Origin of the sequence: Streptomyces sp. NPDC006733 (assembly GCF_040636125.1) — a bacterium.
Taxonomy (GTDB): Bacteria; Actinomycetota; Actinomycetes; order Streptomycetales; family Streptomycetaceae; genus Actinacidiphila.
Map to the genome: position 1 here is coordinate 111,004 of NZ_JBEYJD010000009.1, position 20,609 is coordinate 131,612.

The following is a 20,609-nucleotide window of genomic DNA, read 5'->3' on the forward strand; positions in this document are numbered from 1 at the left end:
CCATGATGGAGGCCGTCACCCTTCCGGTCGCCGCGACGCCGACCGCCCCCGCGCTCGTCCTGCGCCCCTGGTGCGCGGAGGACGCCGCTGCGCTGGTGGCGGTGTACCGCGACCCTGATCTGCGGCGATGGGCGAGCTCGTCGATGGAGAGCGAGGACAACGCTCTGCGGTGGGTGCGGGCGCAGCAGCGGGGGTGGGCGGCAGGCCACCGGTACGGCTTCGCGGTCCTCGAAGCCTTCGGTGACGGGGTACCGCCCCGGCTGGTGGGCAACGTGGTGCTCAAGGATGTCGCGCCCGGCAAGCCGACGGCGCAGGTCGGCTACTGGACGGCCGCAGCGGCGCGGGGGAGGGGCGTGGCCCCACGGGCGCTGGAAGCCCTGACGGTCTGGGCCGTCGACGCGTTCGGCGCCGTCGGCCTGGAAGGCCTCGAACTCCTGCATCAGGTCGACAACCTGGCGTCCTGCCGGGTCGCGGAGAAGAGCGGCTCCTCGTTCGCCAGGACCCTGCCGGCGAGTCCTCCGGCCTACCCGCTGGACGGGCACCTGCACGTGCGGCTCAGGCCGCGGCGCGACCACCGATCGTGACCTCGACCTCGTCCCCCCGTTGCGCAAGCTCCCGGATGGACCAGGTGCGGCTGCCGATCGGGGTACCGGCAGCGGTGGTGTAGGCCGGAACGGCCAGCAGCGGACCCGTCGGACCTTCGGTCTGCAACTCCGCCGCGGTGACGACATCATCGCAGAAGCGCAGGAGCAGCTCGACCGGCAGCGGGTTCGCTGCGAAGGCAGGTGGGTCGGGCAGCGCTTGGATGCGGCAGCGGGCGCCCGGAAACAGGTGCGTGTGACTGCAGACGGCCAAGAAGGCGTCCGCGTCGGACGGGCCGGTGGGGGAGGGGGGCATGCTGGCACTCCGGGATCGTCGGGAACGACAGGCCTGATCAGTCTGGCGGGCCGCCCGGCCAAGCCACGGCATCGGCAGGCGCGTTGCGCGAACTCTCACCCGGGCGAGGTAGGTCACGAGAGTCCCGGGGCGGGATGAGGCCCAGTCAACCCCGGCGTCGGGCATGATCGGGCGGGGAGGGGCGGTGCGGAGGGCGCGCCGGCCCGACGTGCGAACAGGGGGATACGGGGTGGAGTGGGGAACGCTGGTCGCCACGCTGGGCGGTGGTCTGATCGCGATAGCCGGTACGGTGCTGGCCGACCGCCTGCGCACCCGCCAGGAACACCGCCGCAGCTTGCAAGCGCGCCGCCGGGACGTGTACACGGAGTTCATCGCGGCGGCCGGCGCGGCCCACACGGAACTACGCCGCCTCGCGCAGAACGGCGCCGGTGCCGCCGGCCTGGAGGAAGCCAGCCGGGCAGCGCTGACGGACGCGCGGATCTACGAGGTCCGCGAGCGCCTGTTCCTCGACGCCAGCGCCCGGATCGCGGCCACCGGCCAGACCATGTTCGAGCGCCTCCGCGCCCTGCGAAAGACCGTCGCCGCAGGCGCCGGCATCGCGACCCCCGCCTTCCACGACATCTACCACCCCTACCTGGACGCCGTCTGGGCCTACCGCGAGGCCGTCCGCGACGAACTGGAGGGCCACGTCCTGACCCCGACCGACTTCGGCTGGTCCGCCTGGGACGGCCGCGAACGCTGCCCCCACTGCGCCGAGCGCGCCGCGAACCGGCCGCCCGCTCAGACCTGACCTCTTGCGTCGCCGCGCCAACGGAGGGCTACGGCTGCGCACCTGCCCGGTAGCGCTGAACCAGAAATGCCGGGAAGCGCGCGTTGGACCCGTTTTCCCCCAATACGCGACTCCTGTACTGCGGACAGATTCATGGCCCGGACCAGCTGTGCTGCGGGGTTGGTCGCACCATGGCTGTGCCTGCGCGCCCGAGAGACGCCATGATGAGCGCCGACGGTTGATCAATCCTGGGGGGACCATGAGCGCTACACGAGCGCACGCCATCGGTGCAGCGGGCGCGGTGGCAGTGTTGATGATGGTGACAAGCGGATGCGCGGGGGACACCGGCGACAGCAGGTCCACGGGCGGACAGCCGCCGAAGTCCTCTACCACTCCCGCTGTTGACTCCACGCACGCGCCAGCGCAGCCGACGCCGGTGCCTACCTTCACATCCGCGCCTGCGTTGACCGTGCGAACGCTGACGGCCCTCACCTTCCCGGAAAACGTCACCCCGGGTACGTACGGCATGCCCGTGACGGCTTTGACGCCCTCTGCCGGCGACGCCTCGCGTCCGCCCCTGACGCCGGTGGCCTGCCAGGACGTGATGGAGATCATCGAGGGCAAGGCGGCTACCGTCGGGGTCTCTCAGTTGATCAACTGGAAGAGCGACGTCTTTTCAGGGGGTACTACGCTCGCGGCCTATCCGTCCGGAGGCGCCGCGAGCGTGTTCCGCGCCCTGGAAGTCAACCTGCCGTTGTGCCGCATTCTGTCCGGTGTCGACTACGGCGGCCAGCCATTCACCAACCGCATCGTCGTGATGCCGGCCCCGACCGTAGGCGATCAGGCGGTGCGGTTCCAGGAGGTGGCCAACCTGGGCGACGGGCACCTTCGCTACACCGAGCACACCGTCGTACGAAGCGGCGATACCATCGCCGCCTTCGCCATGGTGGACGTCGACCGCCAGACCCCTTTCCCACCTAAGCTCGTCACCCAACAGGTACAACGTCTTGCCGCTGCCCAGCCCAGGCCGCAAGTCAACGGAGAGTTGTAGGCGATCGGGTCTCACGTCTGCTGGTGTGACACGGTCGATCCGGCCCCGGACGCAGGGGGCTCGTCCCGGAAGCCGGACCGCCGTCCTCCCCGTTGTGGCCTGCGCGCCCACCATGGTTGCGGTGCAGGGGACACCGTCGCCTGGGGCTCCCGCGCATACGGGGAGCTCAGTGGGCGGGGCCGCCGGGCCCGTCCTGCCCGGCGGCCCCGACCGGTCTAGAGAAGCGGCCAGCGCCGCTCCGACGGCTCTGACGACACATCCCGCATCTCCCGCCGCGCCGTGCTTCCCCCGCCGCTCGCCGGTCCCGCGAGGAAGGCGCGCTGCGCGTCGAGCAGACGGAACAGCTTGCGTGCTGACACGTGGCGCCACCACCACTCCTGCATCATGAACGCTGCCGCTGCCACGCGCTCGGCGGCACCCGGCCGCCGCCTCACTGCTCCGCCTCCACCGGCGACGCCTTGAAGGAGCAGGTGGTCATGGCCCAGAACCCGACGTGTCCCGACAGCCCCGCATGGCGCAGTGCCCAGATCTGCGGCTCATCGGCGGACTCGGCCCTTACCGACTTCTCACCGCAGGCCGTGCACTGGATCTCGAAGATCGGCAGGCATGCCGACGTGTCGAGCTGCAACATCCAGTCGACGAACTTGAGGACCGCCCGTACGCCCATCACCGCACGCCCCTAAGCGGCAGCGCGGTGCGATCAGAAGAACGCATCGGTTTGACCTCCCGCGATTGACCTCGCAACTGCACCCCGTCTCGGCGTTGCACCCGCAGGGCTGCCATGCGCGCCCTCACACACCGCCCCCGGCGAAGGCGGCAGGCGGGGTGTCGGCCGGCCTTCATCGTCTGCTGGGTCGTCCGGTGGTCTTCCCGGAGCGGGAGGAGAGTCCCACACCACGAGAGACCACCCACCGCCGTGGAGCAGGGGCCTGCCTCCGACCGGTCCGTGGGGACGCTGCCCTGCCCACACGTGGCTGCTGCGAACCGGCTGCCGGTAGCGGTCCCAGGGTTTGCGGAGCCGGTCATGATTCCGCCCGGTCCGCGAGATTGAACCGGCAGAAGACACTCTTTCCCCCGAAATCGCGCGGCGCCCACCACGTCGCATCGGCCAGGCTCTGGACGATGAACAGGCCTCGTCCGGAGTCCGCCGGCAGACTCTCCAAGAAATCCTCGGCCGGGCCGGGCTCCGGGCTCGCCGCGGCAGGAAGCATGGGTGGTGTGGAGTCCTCGTCGGAGACCTCTGCACACAACCACTTCGGCCATGCCCACAAAGCGACTCCGACGCGCCGATCCCCGCCGATGCTTTCCAGCCAGCCATCAGGCGTCGCGTGGTGGACAGCGTTACCCACGAGTTCGGACACACACAGCGCAACGTCATCCGTCAGACCCGGCAGCGCCCACTCCCGCAATGTGTCCTCGGCCATGCGGCGCGCAACCCACGCGGCGTCGACGTCATCCGCGAGCAGCGTGATCGAACGAAACCGCTCGGACAGGGAGGGGGCACCAGGCCGCCTCAACGCCATCGGAGACTCCGACGTCGGCAACTCCCTTGTGGGCGAATCCATCGCACGCTCCTTCATCACCGACGAAAGGGTCTTCCGCCGTCGAGTGACCACCAGTGAACGGCGGGATGCGAGCGAAAGGGAGTGTTCATCAGAGGGTTCGCATAACCGCCGGGGTTCGTGGTGTTCGCGAAGGGGGTTCGCTCGCGAACCCCCTCTCGTAGTCCCAACTGCTGTGGCACGATGAAGATCTGACGTCATCTGGGGATGGCAGGCGAACATGAACGCAGAACCGAACCGGCGACTGGCCAATCTCATGGCGGAGGCAGGTGCATCGAACAAGGGTCTGGCAAAGCGCGTCCGGGAGGTCGCGCAGCGACGCGGAGCACATGTTGGAACAACGCATGTCGTCGTGCAACGATGGCTCAACGGTGGTGGAATCCAGCCGCAGACCGTCCTGTTTCTCGCCGATGCGCTGAGCGAAAAACTCCACCGACGAATCGCGCCAACGGACCTCGGCTTCCATCTGGCACCCACCGGCGCGCCGCCTGCCGTAGACGGCTACCCGGAGTCTCTCCCGGCAGCACTGAACGCCCTTGACGATCTGACGCAACAACGCCCCGAAGACACCCCGGCGGGCGACCTTCTCCTACCGGAAGCGGACGTCAACTCCGGAGTTCTATCCTGGCTCATCTCGCGACCCGACGGCCTCACAGTTGACACTTCCAACTGCCGCCGGGTCGGGATGCGGGATGTATCGGCAGTGCGCACCGCGGCCGAAATGTTCATGCGGCTTGATTTCCTATACGGCGGCGGCCATGGACACAAGGCACTTCGCCACTACTTCCGTCATGAAGTTCTGCCACTACTGGGCGCCGGCTACAGCGCCAGGGTGGGAAACGCTCTGTTCGGGGCCGCTACGGAGATTTCACAGCTCCTGGCGTGGACCGCCTACGACACGGGAAACCACGCCCTCGCCGACCGATACCTCCTGTCCACCCTTCGCCTGACGCAAGTCGTCGACGACCGCATGATGGGTGCTCGTATCCTCGCCAACATGAGCCACCAGGCCAACTACCTAGGGCGCCCATCGCGTGCGGTCCAGCTGGCCCGCGCAGCGGTGGAGGGCGGAAAGGAGCGCTCGACGCCGCGTGCCAAGGCTCTCTTCGCCGCCCACGAAGCCCGCGCTCTGTCGGCGGCCCGGAACCACAAGGGCGCATCACTCGCTATGAACGAGGCCGAGAGGTTCTTCGCTCGGGCCGAGGCCGGCGAGGACCCCGCTTGGCTGTCCTATATGGATGAGGCCGAACTCGCGGGAGAGTTCTGCCACTGCTTCCGGGATCTGGGGCAAGGTGCGGAAGCCGTGCGGTTCGCCGAACGGGCAGTCGCGCTCACCGACCCCAAATACGCCCGTACCCTGGGGTTCTGCCGGATGGTCCTCGCACAAAGCCAACTGCTCAACGGTGAACTGGAGGCCGCGGTCACTACCGCCGGTCTGGCCGTCACCGGTGGGGACGCACTCCAATCTGCCCGATTCCAACGCTACGTATCGGACTTCCAGCGGGACGTATCCGTGCACGCCGAAAATCCTGTCGTCCAGCACTTCAACGAGCAGGTACGTCACGCCCTGCAGCGGCTGAACGACGATTAGGTTCATGTCAGCCCGGATGCCAATCGCGCGGCGCGTCTTCGTTGCGCAACGAGGCAATACGCCGAGCGTACTCCTCCGCCACTTCCTGACTCTCTTCGATGTTCTGCATCAGCCAGGTGACCATCTTGAACTCCTGGATTCCACGCAACGTTGAGAACCCGGGCCAGGCGCTCAGCTCGTACCCGTACGCTTCGACGAACGCTGCGTACTGCTCCGACGTCTGCCAGCCCAGACTGAGATGCTCCGTGGCCGTCACCATCAGGTCCCATTCGGGATGATCGTAGCTGAACCCCTCAAAGTCGATCAGGATGACCTGTCCACCTTGGTCCACCATGAGGTTCTGCACGTGAGCATCACCATGAACAGGGCCCTTTGGTGAATCAAAGCGCAATTCCGCCAATCGATCGCGAAGCTCACGCCTACGCTTGCGCAGGAACTCTCGATCATCCTCCGGAATGCCCACCGCCGATTCAATGCGGAGCTTGGCGCGGCCAAAAGCGTTGTACGGAGGCAGCTGGAGACCTTCGGGCAACTGCATCGAGTGCAGGTCTCGCAGCACCGCGCCGAGTTCGCCATAGGTAGCATCCCGGTCGCCTTCGCTGATCAAGTGCCAGAACGTCACCGGATGCCCGTCGACGACCTGCGGCTGCTCCAGGTCGTCCACCACCCGGGCGGCGGCGAAACCTTCCCGCCCCAGCCAGCGGGAGACTCGCACCTCGATCTCCGCAGATGAGAGATAGTCCCTGGACCGGGCAATGCGCACGATCACCGCATGCGCCGCCAGCCGGAAGAGCGCGTTCTCTCCGAGGCGGATCATCTGCGCCCCATCGCTGTTCAGCCCGGCCGCGCGACAGGCCGCGACCATCAGCTTTGTTGCACCCGCCGAGGTGAACCCTTGCCCTGCTCGCCGCGCAGCGTCAGCGGACATGTTCGTACCCAACCCTCCTCTAGCCGTACGGCTCGCGACAGCACGCCGATCAGGCACTCAGCGGACGTGCACCCACAGCAGACGGTACCCAGGGGACCAGGTATCCAGCGAAGTCAGGGGTGACCGCCCGATGAGCCAACAGTCACCTCGCAACCGCCGACCTACGATCTCTCCTTGTGGACCCGTGGTCGCCTGCCGGAGCAGCACCCTGAAGGCGACGTGGCGTGAGCGGCTCTCGTGAGGGCTTCCAGGGCTTGTAACGCTACGGCTTATGTGCTGGACGAAGGGCCTGCGAACTCGGCTGCAGGCGGGGAGGCTAGGAGCCGTGGACTGGAAATCGCGTGCGGCAGCGCTGGCGGATGCTGTCGTGCATCCGGCGTCGCGCTGGTACGGGCCGCTCGCCGACACGCCGCGCCACCTGTTTGTGCCGCGGTGGTGGCGTGCGGTGCCGGACGGCGGCTGGGCGGTGTGTGACGGTGCTGCTGATCCAGAGCGGTGGGCGGCCGCGGCGTACGGCGATCGCACGTTGGTGACCCGTGTCGGACCGCTGCACGCTGATCACGCCGGTGCTGACGACCATCCCGAGGGTCTGCCCACCTCCTCCAGCACCCTGCCGGGCCTGGTGGTGGTGATGTACCAGCACGCCATGATCGTCGAGGGCGCCGAGATGCTGTGCCTGACCGGTTCCGGTTACGGCACCGCGCTGCTCGCGCGCCGGCTGGGGGAGCGCCTGGTGACGAGCGTGGACGTCGATCCGTACCTCGTCGCTGCGGCCCGCGGGCGGTTGGACCGCATCGGCCTGCGTCCGCGGGTGGAGGTTGCCGACATCACCGGCTCCTTGCCCGGTACGTTCGACCGGATCGTGTCCACCGTCGGCCTCGCGGGCGTCCCGGCGTCGTGGCTGAGGGCGCTGCGCACCGGAGGGCGCTTCGTGACCAATCTCGTGGGCACCGGCATGGTGATCGCCGCGGACAAGACGCCGGACGGCGGGGCCCGTGGCCGGGTCTCCTGGCAGCGGGCCGGGTTCATGGCCACCCGGAGCGGCGAGGATCATCCGCCGCAGCTTGCTGCGCGGCACGCCTGGAGCGCTGACGCCGAAGACGTGAGCACCGGCCGGTACCCGGTCGTTCAGGTCACCGCGACGTGGGAGCTGATGACCTCCTTCGCCCTCGCGGTGCCAGGCGTGCAGCACGGGTACGCCGGGGACGGCGACGGCGTACGAACGGCGGTCATGGTCCACCCCGACGGTTCCTGGGCCCGCGCCGTCGGCCGGCGCGGCGAGCATCCCACGGTGCATCAGGCAGGCCCGCGGCGGCTGTGGGACAGCCTGGATGCCATCCGGCACGACTGGTTGAGCGACGGCTCCCTACCCGTCTACGGCGCCGCCGCGGCAGTGGACCCGGACGGCACGCTCCACCTCACCCGCGGATCGTGGCACGCCACCATCCCGGCCGCCGACACCGGAACGTTCTGACGGGCCCCACGCAGGGGTCTGCTGCTACCCGCCGAAAACGCCCTTGCAGGCGCGGACCACCTCGGGCGACAGGCCCGAGCGGTGGCCCTGGGCGCACAGATCCGGCTGGTAGGCCGGCGGCCGGGCCGCCGGCACCGATCGCTGGGGAACGGTTCGCCGTGGGGCCGTTCGCGGGGTCGTCCGTCGGGGTTTGCGGGGCGGGGCGGCGCGCACGCGGGCCGGAGGCCGTACCTCCTCCGGCGCGGCGTCCCGCGGTGGCACGACGGCGGGGGCGACGGACGGGGCGACGGAGGGGGCTGGTGCGGGGCTGGCGCTCACGAAGCTCAGCGCCGTGGTGTCGGCCGTGCGGTCGACGTCCAGCAACAGCGGCGCCACTGACGGCACATCAGCCACAGGAGCCTGGGTCGGGACGGGGCCGCGGTCGGCGGGGGCGACCGTCATGCAGCCGCACAGCAGCCCCGGCAGCGCGACGACCAGGACGGCGGCCCGCACGAAACGGAAGGTCATCGACTCACTGTGCCCGATCGGCGCAGCCGCCCGCCACGCACCACGGGCAGGACCACCCCGATGAGTGAGCCCTTCGGGTGATGGGTGCCTTCTCGGGGGAGCCGCCCGTCGATCCGGCCGCGGCGGATACCGGGGCGGTGCCGTTCAGCGGGGGCTGGTCCAGCGCGGTGTCCACGTCCCGACGGCGCCATGTCCGGCGCTGGTGGTGAGGTGGGCGCGCAGGGTGGCCAGGGCCGGGTGGGGGTTGGCGCGGCGCCACAGGAGCGAGTGCGGGTAGACGGGCGTCGGATCGGTGATCGGGATGCGGCGCAGGCCGTGGTCGGCGGGCCAGACCAGACGGGTGTGCTCGCCCATGAAGGTGGCCAGCGCCGGGGTGTCGGCGATGGTGTCGAGCAGCGCGTCGGAGCCGAAGTTGGGGCCGGTCGCCTCGATGGTGAGGCCGAACTCGGCGACCAGCGCGTCGTAGTAGGCGGCCCATTCGGTGCCCGGGACGATGCCGGGCATCCAGATCCGGTGCCCGGCGAGCTGGGCGACGGTCACCGACCGGGCGCCCGCCAGCGCGTGGGCGGGGCCGGTGAGCAGTTGGAGCGGCTCGTCGAGCACCCGGGCGGAGGCGAGGTCGTCGGGCAGCGGTCGCCCGGGCGCGCCGACGGCACGGAAGGACGCGTCGATCGTCCCGGAGCGGAGGGCGGCGACGGCCGCGTCGACGTCGAAGAGCATCAGCACGTCGAGCTCGATGTCGGAGTGGGCGCGGTGGAAGGCGCGCAGCAGGCCGGACTGCGCGGTGCGCGAGGCGATCACGTCGACGCGGAGCGGACGGTGGCCGGTGCGCACGGAGGCCACCGCGCGCTCGGCGACGCGCAGCAGCTCGCGCGCGTGGGGCAAGAACGCCTGTCCGTCGATGGTGAGCTCAGCCCCGCGTGCCCCGCGGGTGAACAGCTGCACCTCGAGCCGGCGCTCCAGCGCGGCGATGCGCTTGGAGACGGCCTGCTGGGTGACCGCCAGCTCGGCGGCGGCCTCCTGGAACCGCCCCGCGTCAGCAACGGCGACAAAGGTCCGGACGGTGTCGAGGTCCATGCCACCACTCTATGGCCACAACCACAGGTTGTGTGAAGCCGCCCTCATGGTTGTTTGACCCCCGACTACGGCGCTCGCTTGGATGGTGTCGATCGCTTGGCGGTTGTACGAAGGAGGGGGCGGGATGAGTGTAGGGCAGCGGCTGGGGCGGCGCTTCGGGTGGTTGTGGGCGGCGTACGGGACCAGCGCGCTGGGCACCTGGCTGGCCTTCGGCGCATTCCCGCTGATCGCCATCCAGGTACTGCACGCCGGCCCGGCCGAGGTCGCCGCCCTCGCCTCCGTGGGGTCGGCGGTGGGCGCGGCGGTGGCGGTGCCGCTGGGTCCGTGGGTGGAGTTCCGCCGCAAGCGGCCGGTGCTGATCGTGATGGACCTGGTGCGGTGTGCGGCGCTGCTGACGATCCCCGCCGGGTTCGCGCTCGGCGTGCTCACGTTCCTGCAGCTCCTGCTGGTCTCGGTCGTCGTCGCGGCGGCCGACATCACCTTCCGTGCCGCCTCCGGCGCGTACCTGAAGACGCTGCTGCCCGCCGAGGACCTGCTCGTGGCCAACGCCCGGTTCGAATCCACCGCCTGGACGACCACGATCATCGGGCCGCCCCTGGGCGGTGCGGCGATCGGGCTGCTGGGGGTGGTGGCGACGGTGCTGGCCGACGCGGTCAGCTACCTGCTCTCGGCCCTGGGGATCCGTGCGACGGGCGGCCACGAGCCACCGCCGGCGTGCCGTGAGGGCGCGCGCCTGCGGCCCGGGGACCTGCTCGACGGATGGCGCTACATCCTCGCTGACCCGACGCTGCGGGCCCTGTTCCTCAACACCGCCGTCTTCAACGGCCTGGTGATGGCCACCCAGCCGCTGCTGGCCGTCCTGATGCTCGGCCGGCTGGGCTTCGCCCCGTGGCAGTACGGCCTCGCGTTTGCCGCGCCGGCGATCGGCGGGCTGCTCGGCTCCCGGCTGGCCCGGCCGCTCGTCACCCGGTTCGGACAGCACCCGGTGCTGGTCGCGGCCGGGACGCTGCGCGCGCTGTGGCCGCTGGGTCTGATGTTCCTGGGACCGGGCAGCGGCGGCCTGCTGCTGGTGATGGGCGTCGAACTCGGGCTCATCTTCTGCTGCGGGATCTTCAACCCCGTGTGCGCCACCGACCGTCTCCAGCGCACACCGCCCCACCAAGTCACGCGCACGCTCACCGCCTGGGCGGTGACGACCCGGGCCTCGACCGCCCTGCTGACGGCCGTGTGGGGTGTACTGGGCAGCCTGCTCGGCCCCCGGGCGGCGATCGGCCTGGCCGGAATACTCCTGCTGGCGACCCCGCTGCTGCTGCCCCGCCGCACGACAGCGCGTCCCGCCGAGCCCGAGCCGGAGGCCGCCCCCGGGCCGGCACCCGGGCACGCCTGACACCACCTCCACGATCGTCGTCGATCACGCTCCGGCCTACTCGGGCAAGACCCGCCGGAGCCCCGGGCACGGGGGAGCGGAGCACTACCGTGCCCCCGCCTCGAAGGCCAGCTCACCGTCGACGAACGTCATCTGGACCTGCGTGGCATGCACCTGTGTGATGGGCACCTCGAAGGGGTTCTGGTCGACGACGACGATGTCGGCGAGCATGCCCGGCTCGATGCGGCCCACCCGGTGCGCCATGCCCTCCTGACGGGCGGAGTTGACCGTGAACAGGTCAAAGGCCTGCTCCAACGAGATGGCCTGCCCGGAGCCGAAGCGCTCGGCACTGCCCCCCGGCTCCTGCCGGGTGACGAGGGACTCCAGCGCCCCCCACGGGTTGACCGACGGCACGATGCACCAGTCGGACCCCGCCACGACCAGGGCGCGGGCTTCGAGCATCTCGCGCACCGGCCAGACGCGTTCGATCGCTTTCGCGCCGACGGCCGTGGCGATGTCGGTGCAGATGGGAGAGGGCCGCCACAGGTAGGGCGAGACTTCGAACGTTGCGCCGATCCGCGATGCGCGCTCGAGGTCGCTCGGGGCCACGAACGTGCAGTGGCCGACGTTGTGCATCGACGGGCTGGGCCCATTGGCGGTGCGGGCGGCCTCGAGGGCGTCCAGGGCCGCCCGGACGGCTGCATCGCCGGCCGCGTGGAACTTGACCGTCAGCCCCATCCGGTCGAAGCGGGTCACCACCTCGTCGAGGACGGTCGGGTCGATCGCGAGCAGCCCGTGCCGTCCGGCCTCGTCCTCGCGCCCCGGCACGGTGTCCTCGTAAGGGTCGAGCATCGCCGCCGTGTGGCTGTCGGTCGGTACCCCGTCGAGGAAGATCTTCACGCAGTCGGGGGCGATGTGCCGGCTCGCGTAGCGGTTCCGGGTGGCGATCACCTCATCGCACGTCGGGTCATGGGGCGACCACACCAGACACAGGCGCACGCGCTGCCGCACGGCTCCGCGGGCGGCGAGCCGGCTGTACGCCCGCAGCTCGGCGGGTGCCCCGGCGGTGAATCCGACCGCGGCTTCGGTGAACGACGTGATCCCATACGAGAGCATCTCGCGCAGCGCCCACTCCAGCGCGGCCTCGACCTCCTCATCGGTCGGCGAGGGTGCCGCCATGGCGAGCAACTCGACCGCGCTCTCGCGCTGGAGGCCGCTGGGGTTGCCCGCGGCGTCCCGTTCGTAGAAGCCACCGGCCGGGTCCGGCGTGCCCGGGCCGATCCCCGCGGCGCGTAGCGCCGCGCTGTTCGCCCATGAACTGTGTCCGCTGGTGTCCTCCAGCAGGACGGGATGGTCCGGGGAGACCGCGTCGAGCATGGTCCGATCCGGGGTCGCGCCGAGCGCGGAGGTGTCCCACCGGCCGCCGAGCACCCATGCGCCCGGCGCGGCCCGCGCCACGTGCTCGGCCACGATGCGCAGCGTCTGGTCCAGCGTCGACCCCGGCGGTATCTTGCAGCGACGCTCCCGGATCCCGGCGTAGATCGGGTGCACGTGCAGGTCGTGCAGGCCCGGCAGGACGGTGCCGCCGTCCAGCTCGATCACCCGGGTGCCCGGGCCGCGCTGCCGCAGCACCTCCTCTCGTCCCCCGACCGTCTCGATGACACCGCCGCGCACGGCGAGCCCCTGCGCCCAGCCCGACGCTGTTCTGACGTGCCCGCCCACCAACACCGTGTCCGCGGACTGATCGGTCATCGCCCTCCACCTCTCGCTCGACAAGTCATCGACTCAGCCGGTCACCCACTCAACGACTCAGCGGTTCAACGGCTTCGCGGCTTCGCGGCTTCACAGCTCAGCGCCGGTTGATGAATCCGGCGTCGATGGGCAGCGTGACGCCGGTGACGTAGCGGGCCTCGTCCGAGGCCAGCCACACGACGGCGTTGGACACGTCGAGCGCCTCGACCATGTCCACCGGCAGGGCGTTCGGCGCCGTCTCGGACAAGATCGGGTCCTGGGCGACGAACTCGACGATGGCCGGGTCGATCACCATGGCGGTCGGCACCCCGGTGGGGTGCACGGAATTGACCCGGATGCTGTGCGGGGCCAGGTTGTTGGCGTACGTCCGCATCAGGCCGACCGCGCCGTGCTTGGAGGCGGCGTACCCCAGGCCGCCGTTGCTGGCCCCGCCGATACCGACCAGCCCCGCCGTGGAGTTGACGATCACGATCGAGCCGCCCTGCCCCGCGTCGACCATCGACGGGAGGGCCACCTCGATGGTGTGGAAGGTGCCGGTGAGGTTCACGTCGATGGCGTCCCGCCACGCCTGCACCCGGTCCTCCACCAACAGGGGCGCGATCCCCGCGTTGGCGACCACGATGTGGATCCGTCCGAACGCATCCAGCCCGGCGTCGTACGCCTCCTGCAGCGCGTCGCGATCGCGCACGTCCGCCTGCCGCGCCACCACACGGCGCCCCAAACCCTGCACCTCCTCGACCGCCTCGGCCAGATCCTCCGGCGTCGACTGCGGATAGGGCACGGTCTCGACCGCCCGGCAGATGTCCACGATGACCAGGTCGGCGCCCTCCTCCGCCATCCGGCGCACATGACTGCGCCCCAGCCCGCCGGCGGCCCCGGTGACAAAGGCCACTTTGCCGTCCAGACGCCCCGGAGGGGCCGGGGTCTCCTCGTTCGACATATCGGAACTCCTTGCTCCGCCCCAGCCGCCGGTGCGCTGCTCACCGGGGCCGTACGGCGGGGGATTCACCCGTGGGTCGTGCGGTGATCGAGCACGGCGGGGCTACCGCCGTTCCGTGGTCCTGCCAGTGATGTACCGCGCGGGGGCCGGTCTGGCCAGAGGGCGACGGGAGTGTGGCCGGACGCCGGCCACCGCACCCGCGCCCGTAGTCCAACGGCCCGATCCAAGGAAGAGGTTCACTGCTCCCCGGAGCGATTGACGAGGTAGGCCGTGCCGCTGAGACTTGACGGCATCCTCGCCTCCTGCGGCCGGCAGGGGAGGGGGAGATACTGCGGGCGCGGCGCTGGGGCGGTTGTGCCGGCTGCCGATGTGCCGGAGGTAGGAGGGAGTGTCATGGCGAGGGCGACGGATCCGGCACCCGAGAGCCCGGAGAGCACAGCATCCGCCACGAACCTGTGGCCGTGGCCGCCGAGGCACGCCTTCTTTCTGGCGCCGGTCATCCTCCTGGTCCTCGTCGTGGTCCTCGCCGTCACCAGCGTCGTGGCGGGATGGCCGCACCACCGCTACGACGGGCCTGTCGTGCTGGGCATCGTGATCCTCAGCCTGCTGCCGGTCATCCTGCTGTTCGTGCAGACGCTGGTCGCTTCGAACGTCTCGGCCAGCATCAGCCTGCCCGGGGTGTCGCTGTCCCTGGCCGGAGCGTCGGAGACGGCCGCTGTAGGGGTGCGCACCACCACCCTGGCGGAGAACCTGGACACGCCCCAGAGCGCGCCGCTCACGCGGACATCGCTGCGCAGTGTCCTGCGGGCGCTGCGGCAGGCCCATGACAGCGAGGTCACGGTCGTGGACCTGCGGCAGGGGCGTACGTGGTGGGAGAGCCGGCTGTTCATCCTCGTGGCCGGGGCGGCCCGGCGGGACCGACCGCAGGTCATCGCCTTTGTGGGCGACCGCAACGGTAGCAGCGGGACGTTCCTCGGCTGGGCGCCGCCGTCCCGGCTGCTCGCCTTGCATCTACCGGCCAACCCGGCCCTGGCAGAGGCCTACGAACGGGCTCAGGTGGAGGCCACGAAGTGGCAGATGGGGGTCCCCGGGCCCCAGGTGCCCGGGGGAGGCACCCCCTACGTGACCCTCCCGTGGGACAGCACACAGTTCTACCTGCCGACCATGGAGGACGACACCTCCGATCCGGCCTTCGCGTTCGAACTCTTCCTGCAGCGCCAGCTCGACCAGCAGCCGGCTCCGCCACCGCGCGAATACGTGACGATCCAGCGTCTGCTGCAGCTCTACGAGCCCGCCCTGGTGACCGACAGCGTCGACGCCCAGGCCGACGACAGCGCCTGGGCACAGATGCTCGCCACGACCTCGCGCCGTTTCTTCGCGCTGACGACGGCAGGGCACTTCAAGACGCTCGTTCCCCGTGACGCCCTGGTCGCCGCCGTGGTCGCCCGCCTGGTGGCCACCCACAACCAACGGGCCTGAGCGCGGCCACCGATCGCCGCCCCTGCTCGGAGCCCCCACCGCCCGCGTTGACCGCGTCAATGGCGAACGGGGTTCACCGCGTCGAAGAGCACCTGCGCCGAGGCCCTGTCGAGGTAGAAGGAGCCTGCGTAGGCGCCTTTCGTGACCGTGACGTCGAAATCCGTGCTCGCCACCCACTGCGCGTCCTGCGGCAGCACCGCCGCGATCTCGCGCGGAACCTCCTCGGGTGCTGCGCTCGTGAACTTCCAGCCGGCCGTACCCATGATCTTGCGCACGGCGCCGGCATCCTTGGCACGGAGCACGCCGACCAGGCGCACGTCCGTGGGCCCCGGGAGCCGTGAGTCGCCCGCGGTGAGGTCGATGCCACACCACGTCGACGCCTGGATCTCCCCCAGCTCGGGAAAGCGTGCCGCGATCGGCTCGATCTCGTGACGGACCGTGCACGCGGGTTTTTGGGCCCCTGCAGAGTGGCGGCTGTCCGTCCGCGACGAGCCCCCTCCGCAGGACGTCAACAGGAGGGCGACCGCTCCCGCGGCGGCGACAGCGCGCCACGTCCCCTGTGGTGACACCATCATCCCCGCCCTCCCGGACGCGCGATGGATGCCGACAGCAGGCGGTGCCCTCGTCCGGATCGCGGCCGGTGTCAGGGTAGCGCGGGGCGCGAAGGGCCCGTCCGGCGCGGACGACCCGAGCCGTCCGCGCTGCCCCCGGGCTTCCTGGGGGCCGGGTAGCCGCGGAGTCGGCCCGCTATCCCGCGCTGTTGTTCTGCCGGCCCTCGGCGTGGGCGTTGGCGTTGTGGTTCACCGCGCTGGGGGAGTCGCTGGCGGCCGTGCTGTCCAACGCTTCGCTCAGCAGATCGTTGCCCGTCAACGAGTGCAGGTTGTTCAAGGTGCCGTCGGCGACCCCGGCATGCGCGTTGGGGGAGACCAGGGCAGTCGCGCATCCTGCGGCAAAAGTGGCGACCGCGAGCATCATTCGCTTCTTCATGCCCACTCAACCGATAACACCGGGTGCCGGTTACGGTCCGGCGCACGGTCGGCCGAATCCCACGGGTGGGGCCGTGGCCCCGTGCGGCTCTCCGACCAGGTCAGCGCGTGTCGATCACTCGCCTCGATGGGGCGGCCGTCGGTGAGATGCCAGGGGAGGCGTAAACGGCCACGCGGACCTGGACGGCGACCACCCTCGGGGAGGAGGAATCGAGCTTGCCGTCGAGGTGCGGAAACGCCCAGGCCATGGTGTCCGCCCCCGGGTCCGAATCGGTAACCCCGCGGGTTCGGGCCGTGTGCCTCGTGCCGGTTGCGCTGGGCGGACCGCTAGGATTCCCGGCGATCATAGCGGTGGCGCGCCGTGGCGCCTCACGGAGATCTCCCAGCCGCCCGGGTGGACGCTGCGACAAAAGCGGTTGGCCGACGCAGGGCCCGTGGGTAGCGTCGCCGTTCATGACCCCCACCCTGCACACGAAGCGGCTGCTGCTGACGCCCTACGTCCCCGGCGACGAGGACGACTTCGTCGCGCTGTTCCAGGACCCCCAGGTGTCGCAGTGGATGGGCGACGGCCCGTCCACCGCCGCGGAGGACCGCGCCCTGTTCGGGCGGATCTTCACCAAGGTCTACGCCCAGGACCTGTTCGCTGTCTGGGCGGTGCGGCGTGACGGGCTTCTGGTCGGGCACGCGGAGATCAAGGCGACCGATGCCGTCGCAGGGCACGAGATCATCTACGCGTTGGCGCCGGCGGCCTGGGGGTCCGGCCTGGGGACCGAGCTGGCCGAGGCGATCGTCGCCTACGGCTTCGACACCCTGGACTTGAGCACGGTCCACGCCACCGTGGCCGCCCCGAACGAGGCCTCCCTGACGCTGCTCCGCCGCATCGGCTTCACGCATATCCGCGACCTCACAGAAGAGGACGGCAGCACCACCCGCGTGTTGGCCCGCCCCCGGGCCTGACGGGCCAGCCCGGCGCGGCCGCCGTCCGCCGGCGGCGAGGACCTCGGCGAGACTGCTGACGGGGCGCCCCAGCAGCGCGGTCAGCGTGCGGCGCTGGCGCTCGGTCAGCGGAGCGACGAAGACGACGGCGTCGGCGGCGACCTGCTCGCAGGCCTGGGCCACCTTGCGGACCTTCCCGTAGCTCAGCACCGTGCGTGAGGAGTAGGGGCGCCCCATCAGGTGGATCCCGCCGTGTGAGACGCCGCGCCGCTGCACGAGCTGCTCCGCGACCTGGGCGCCGTGCGCGGCGAGTTCCGCGGCGGCTGCGTCCATCCGCGCGGCGAAGTCCTTCTGCTTCGCGGGGAAGAACCCGACCAGCACAACCACCGCCCCCGCGACCGCCAACTGCCCGGGCGGGCGGAGGGCGGGCCTGGGCGGCGGGCGGCGCGCCGGGCGCCGGTTGCGGCGTCCGGGCTGATGCATGTGCCACAGGCTAGGTGGGGCGCTGGTGCGGTGACCACCACATTCCCGCCGCGCCAGGACCCGCCCGCAGCGACTCACTGTGCCGCGCGTGCCTCGCGGCGGAGCCACTGCAGCAGCGTCGGGTTGTCGACGGTGGTGATGACGACGACCGTGGTGCGCAGATGGCGCTCGTCCTCGAGCAGGGCGAGCAGGCTCGCCGCCAGGTCCGCGCGGGCGGTGAACCGGCCGTCGGCGTGGCCGGCGACGAGCGTGTAGGCGGTGGGTGCCGGCAGGTGGAACAGCCCGCTGGGGCGCACAATCGTCCAGTCCAGGGTGCTGGCCCGGACGAGGGTCTCCATCCGCCGCATGTCGTCGTAGAGCGTCTTGCCCAGCACCCTGGTCACGTAGGGCAGCAGGAGCCGGTTGAACAGCAGCCCGCCGTCGGAGTAGGGACGCGGGTCGACCCCGCTGGAGCTGACCACGGCCAGACGCCGCACCCGGTGGTGGTGCATCGCGGTAACGATATGGGCCGTGCCGTGCGAGTACGTCGTGATCGGATGCCGGCCCGCCGGGACGCCCAGCGTGGACAACACCGCGTCGCACCCGGCCACCGCGGCGTCGACAGCCCGCGGGTCGAGCACGTCCGCGCCCACGACCGCGAGGCGGTCATGGCGCAGCGGAAACGCGCCCGGCCGCCGGGTGACGGCGGTGACGTGGTGCCCGGCGGCCGGTCGGGCCGTTGGCTCCGAAGACGGTGATCCGCAGCATGCCGGTCCCGTCCCCGGTCACGCCACGTGCTCGGCATCGGCCGGGGACGGCGCGCGCAAGGGTTCCAGGGCCCGCGCCCACACCAGCAGCTCATCGACCAGCTCGTGCAGCTGCGCGGTGTGCCGCGGGCGGGGCCGGAAGTCGCTGAAGCCCACGAAGTCCTCGTGCAGGGACAGGGCCACCTGCGGTCCGATGTCGGCCATCCGCAGCACACCCGCCTGGGCGCGCAGCTTCTGCACCGCCATGACCGCGCCGAAGACCCCGTAGCCGACGTAGCCGACCGGCTTGCCGCCCCACTCCGGGTGCAGGTAGTCGATGGCGTTGGTCAAGGAGGCGGGCGGGGCGGTGTTGTACTCGGGGGTGACGATGATGAAGGCGTCGTAGGAGGCGACCTGCCGCGCCCAGCGCCGGGTGTGCGGCTGCCGGCCGGGTACGGAGGCTGCGGGAAGCGGTTCGTCGAGCAGCGGCAGCGCGTAGTCGGCCAGGTCCACCAATGCGAAGTCGGCCGCCTCGCCCGCGTGGTCGGCCGCCAGGTGGCCGACCCAGCGGGCGACTTGGTCGCCGTTGCGGCCGGGGCGGGTGCTGCCGATGATGATGCCGATCCTGATCATGTGCGGTTCTCCTGTGCTGGTTCTCGGGTGAAGGTGCAAAGCGGGCCGTTGCCCGGGGCCCGGAAAGGCGCGCACTCAGGGCCGCGGTCGGCGCAGGCTGGGGTCGGTCTGCTGCGCTTCGCGCATGACGGCCCAGGCATCCGCCACCGGGCCCACATGCCCGAGCTTGTCGGGGTTGCTCACCGTGCGGATCGCCTGGATCTGCCCGTCGAGGATGTCGAGCGTCCAGGTGTTGAGGACCTTGCCGTCCCGGTCGCGGAAGATCGCACCGGGCTGACCGTTCACCGGGTGCGGTTCCACCACGCCGCCGATGCGCAGGAACGGCGGGAGGAGGGTGATGAGCATCCGGAAGACGGCCTCGACGCCGAAGACGCCCGGGGCCCACCGCGGGGCCTTGCCGCCGCTGTCCGCGACCAGCGACACATCGGCGGCGAGCAGGTCTTGCAAGCTCGCGATGTCGCCCTCCCGCAGCGCGTCGAAGAACCGTTCGGCAAGGGCGTCGCGCGCGTGCCGGTCGGCGGCGAAGCGGGGCCGGCCCGCGTCCATGTGGCGGCGCGCGCGGACCACCAGCTGGCGGCACGCCGCCTCGGAGCGTCCCACCGTCGCGGCGATCTCGGGGAAGCCGAACGCGAACACCTCCCGCAGTACGAAGACCGCCCGCTCCAGCGGGCTGAGCCGCTCCAGCAGCAACAACGCCGCCATCGAGACGGAGTCGGCCAGTTCCGCCGACTGCTCGGGGTCCTGGTAGGGGTCGGTCAGCAGCGGCTCGGGGAACCACGGTCCGACATAGGCCTCGCGCCGCACACGCGCCGACCGCAGCACGTTGATCGAGATACGGGTGACCACGGCCGACAGATAGGCCCTGGCGGAGGTCGGCTGCGTGGGGGAGGTCGCATAGCGCAACCAGCTCTCCTGGACGGCGTCCTCGGCCTCACTGACGCTGCCCAGGATCCGGTAGGCGATCGAGAACAGCAGCGGGCGCAGCTCCTGGAACTCCTCGGTGCGCGTCACGCGCGCTCCTGCGCGAGGCCTTGCTGCCACGAGGGGGAGTGCAGCTGTCGGTCCAGCTCCCCACTGGCACCTGCCACGAACACGCGCATGCTCATCACTCTCCTGGTCTCCGCTTCTGCTGTCGCACCACAAGACAACACAGCGCCGCTTGTTGTGACATGGCGGGGACGATCATCAGCAGAAGGTGCCCGGGAGGGGCAGCACGTACGGGTGTCGCGGCGTGCGGACTCTTCGTGGCGGGGCGTGCGGCGCAGCCGGATGAGGAGACGTGGGCGGGGCGGCGGCGTGCGTCGTCCGGGTCCGGGGCGGCTTCCGCTCAGCCCTGGCCATAATCCTGTTGGCGGGCGGCGGTGGCCCCTGCTACCTTGCCGGTGGCCGTGCGAGAGAACGAGGAGGTGGTACCCGTGAACACAGTATCGACATGGGTGCTCTCCTCCGGGGT

General features: G+C 70.8%; 21 protein-coding genes. 8 read left to right on the forward strand and 13 right to left on the reverse strand.

Annotated elements, in window-relative coordinates; genetic code table 11:
* Positions 1–2 precede the first annotated feature (2 nt).
* On the forward strand, positions 3–584 hold the full coding sequence (locus ABZ721_RS10775; RefSeq protein ID WP_358788274.1) for a GNAT family N-acetyltransferase: 582 nt from the start codon (positions 3–5) through the stop codon (positions 582–584).
* Here the strand turns inward: ABZ721_RS10775 and ABZ721_RS10780 are convergent.
* Positions 556–897 (reverse strand): hypothetical protein, encoded by a 342-nt coding sequence (locus ABZ721_RS10780; RefSeq protein ID WP_358788275.1) that lies wholly within the window; start codon positions 895–897, stop codon positions 556–558. The genes ABZ721_RS10775 and ABZ721_RS10780 overlap by 29 nt on opposite strands.
* 229 nt (positions 898–1,126) lie before the next feature.
* Between ABZ721_RS10780 and ABZ721_RS10785 the strand changes: the two genes are divergently transcribed.
* A complete protein-coding gene (locus ABZ721_RS10785) occupies positions 1,127–1,687 on the forward strand; it encodes a CchlQ (RefSeq protein WP_358788276.1) in 561 nt (186 codons plus the stop codon).
* Positions 1,688–2,198: 511 nt separating this feature from the next.
* A complete protein-coding gene (locus ABZ721_RS10790; protein WP_358788277.1) occupies positions 2,199–2,717 on the forward strand; it encodes a hypothetical protein in 519 nt (172 codons plus the stop codon).
* 430 nt (positions 2,718–3,147) lie between these two features.
* Here the strand turns inward: ABZ721_RS10790 and ABZ721_RS10795 are convergent, their stop codons facing one another.
* Both ABZ721_RS10795 and ABZ721_RS10800 read right to left on the reverse strand, forming a co-directional pair.
* On the reverse strand, positions 3,148–3,384 hold the full coding sequence (locus ABZ721_RS10795) for a hypothetical protein (protein ID WP_358788278.1): 237 nt from the start codon (positions 3,382–3,384) through the stop codon (positions 3,148–3,150).
* 355 nt (positions 3,385–3,739) lie between these two features.
* On the reverse strand, positions 3,740–4,297 hold the full coding sequence (locus ABZ721_RS10800) for an ATP-binding protein (RefSeq protein ID WP_358788341.1): 558 nt from the start codon (positions 4,295–4,297) through the stop codon (positions 3,740–3,742).
* Positions 4,298–4,499: 202 nt separating this feature from the next.
* Here ABZ721_RS10800 and ABZ721_RS10805 point away from each other — a divergent pair, with 202 nt between their 5' ends.
* Positions 4,500–5,870, forward strand: coding sequence for a sporulation protein (locus ABZ721_RS10805; RefSeq protein ID WP_358788279.1), 1,371 nt, complete (start codon positions 4,500–4,502; stop codon positions 5,868–5,870).
* 7 nt (positions 5,871–5,877) lie between these two features.
* On the opposite strand, the gene ABZ721_RS10810 is transcribed toward ABZ721_RS10805, so the two are convergent.
* A complete protein-coding gene (locus tag ABZ721_RS10810) occupies positions 5,878–6,798 on the reverse strand; it encodes an aminoglycoside phosphotransferase family protein (RefSeq protein WP_358788280.1) in 921 nt (306 codons plus the stop codon).
* A 271-nt stretch (positions 6,799–7,069) separates the two neighbouring features.
* Here ABZ721_RS10810 and ABZ721_RS10815 point away from each other — a divergent pair, with 271 nt between their 5' ends.
* Entirely contained in the window at positions 7,070–8,272 is a 1,203-nt protein-coding gene (locus tag ABZ721_RS10815) for a methyltransferase domain-containing protein (protein ID WP_358788281.1), read from the forward strand.
* A 24-nt stretch (positions 8,273–8,296) separates the two neighbouring features.
* On the opposite strand, the gene ABZ721_RS10820 is transcribed toward ABZ721_RS10815, so the two are convergent.
* Complete coding sequence (locus ABZ721_RS10820) at positions 8,297–8,779, reverse strand: hypothetical protein (RefSeq protein WP_358788282.1); 483 nt, start codon at positions 8,777–8,779, stop codon at positions 8,297–8,299.
* Between the two features lie 144 nt (positions 8,780–8,923).
* The gene (locus tag ABZ721_RS10825; protein ID WP_358788283.1) at positions 8,924–9,856 is read right to left on the reverse strand and encodes a LysR family transcriptional regulator; all 933 of its coding nucleotides are present in this window, start codon (positions 9,854–9,856) and stop codon (positions 8,924–8,926) included.
* 124 nt (positions 9,857–9,980) lie between these two features.
* Between ABZ721_RS10825 and ABZ721_RS10830 the strand changes: the two genes are divergently transcribed.
* Complete coding sequence (locus tag ABZ721_RS10830) at positions 9,981–11,243, forward strand: MFS transporter (RefSeq protein WP_358788284.1); 1,263 nt, start codon at positions 9,981–9,983, stop codon at positions 11,241–11,243.
* An 84-nt stretch (positions 11,244–11,327) separates the two neighbouring features.
* Here the strand turns inward: ABZ721_RS10830 and ABZ721_RS10835 are convergent, their stop codons facing one another.
* Both ABZ721_RS10835 and ABZ721_RS10840 read right to left on the reverse strand, forming a co-directional pair.
* On the reverse strand, positions 11,328–12,974 hold the full coding sequence (locus ABZ721_RS10835; RefSeq protein WP_358788285.1) for an amidohydrolase: 1,647 nt from the start codon (positions 12,972–12,974) through the stop codon (positions 11,328–11,330).
* Positions 12,975–13,071: 97 nt separating this feature from the next.
* Positions 13,072–13,914 (reverse strand): mycofactocin-coupled SDR family oxidoreductase, encoded by an 843-nt coding sequence (locus tag ABZ721_RS10840; RefSeq protein ID WP_358788286.1) that lies wholly within the window; start codon positions 13,912–13,914, stop codon positions 13,072–13,074.
* Between the two features lie 393 nt (positions 13,915–14,307).
* Here ABZ721_RS10840 and ABZ721_RS10845 point away from each other — a divergent pair, with 393 nt between their 5' ends.
* Positions 14,308–15,393, forward strand: coding sequence for a hypothetical protein (locus ABZ721_RS10845; protein WP_358788287.1), 1,086 nt, complete (start codon positions 14,308–14,310; stop codon positions 15,391–15,393).
* Positions 15,394–15,449: 56 nt separating this feature from the next.
* Here the strand turns inward: ABZ721_RS10845 and ABZ721_RS10850 are convergent, their stop codons facing one another.
* Together ABZ721_RS10850 and ABZ721_RS10855 are read right to left on the reverse strand one after the other, a co-directional pair.
* On the reverse strand, positions 15,450–15,668 hold the full coding sequence (locus ABZ721_RS10850) for a hypothetical protein (RefSeq protein ID WP_358788288.1): 219 nt from the start codon (positions 15,666–15,668) through the stop codon (positions 15,450–15,452).
* Positions 15,669–16,140: 472 nt separating this feature from the next.
* The gene (locus ABZ721_RS10855; RefSeq protein WP_358788289.1) at positions 16,141–16,380 is read right to left on the reverse strand and encodes a hypothetical protein; all 240 of its coding nucleotides are present in this window, start codon (positions 16,378–16,380) and stop codon (positions 16,141–16,143) included.
* Positions 16,381–16,832: 452 nt separating this feature from the next.
* Between ABZ721_RS10855 and ABZ721_RS10860 the strand changes: the two genes are divergently transcribed.
* The gene (locus ABZ721_RS10860; protein WP_358788290.1) at positions 16,833–17,336 is read left to right on the forward strand and encodes a GNAT family N-acetyltransferase; all 504 of its coding nucleotides are present in this window, start codon (positions 16,833–16,835) and stop codon (positions 17,334–17,336) included.
* A gap of 536 nt (positions 17,337–17,872) precedes the next feature.
* Here the strand turns inward: ABZ721_RS10860 and ABZ721_RS10865 are convergent.
* The 3 genes from ABZ721_RS10865 to ABZ721_RS10875 form a co-directional block, all read right to left on the reverse strand.
* Positions 17,873–18,454 (reverse strand): NAD(P)H-binding protein, encoded by a 582-nt coding sequence (locus ABZ721_RS10865; RefSeq protein ID WP_358788342.1) that lies wholly within the window; start codon positions 18,452–18,454, stop codon positions 17,873–17,875.
* 108 nt (positions 18,455–18,562) lie between these two features.
* Positions 18,563–19,156, reverse strand: a complete 594-nt coding sequence (locus ABZ721_RS10870; protein WP_358788291.1) for an NAD(P)H-dependent oxidoreductase — start codon at positions 19,154–19,156, stop codon at positions 18,563–18,565.
* Positions 19,157–19,231: 75 nt separating this feature from the next.
* Entirely contained in the window at positions 19,232–20,167 is a 936-nt protein-coding gene (locus ABZ721_RS10875) for an RNA polymerase sigma-70 factor (protein ID WP_358788292.1), read from the reverse strand.
* Positions 20,168–20,609 lie beyond the last annotated feature (442 nt).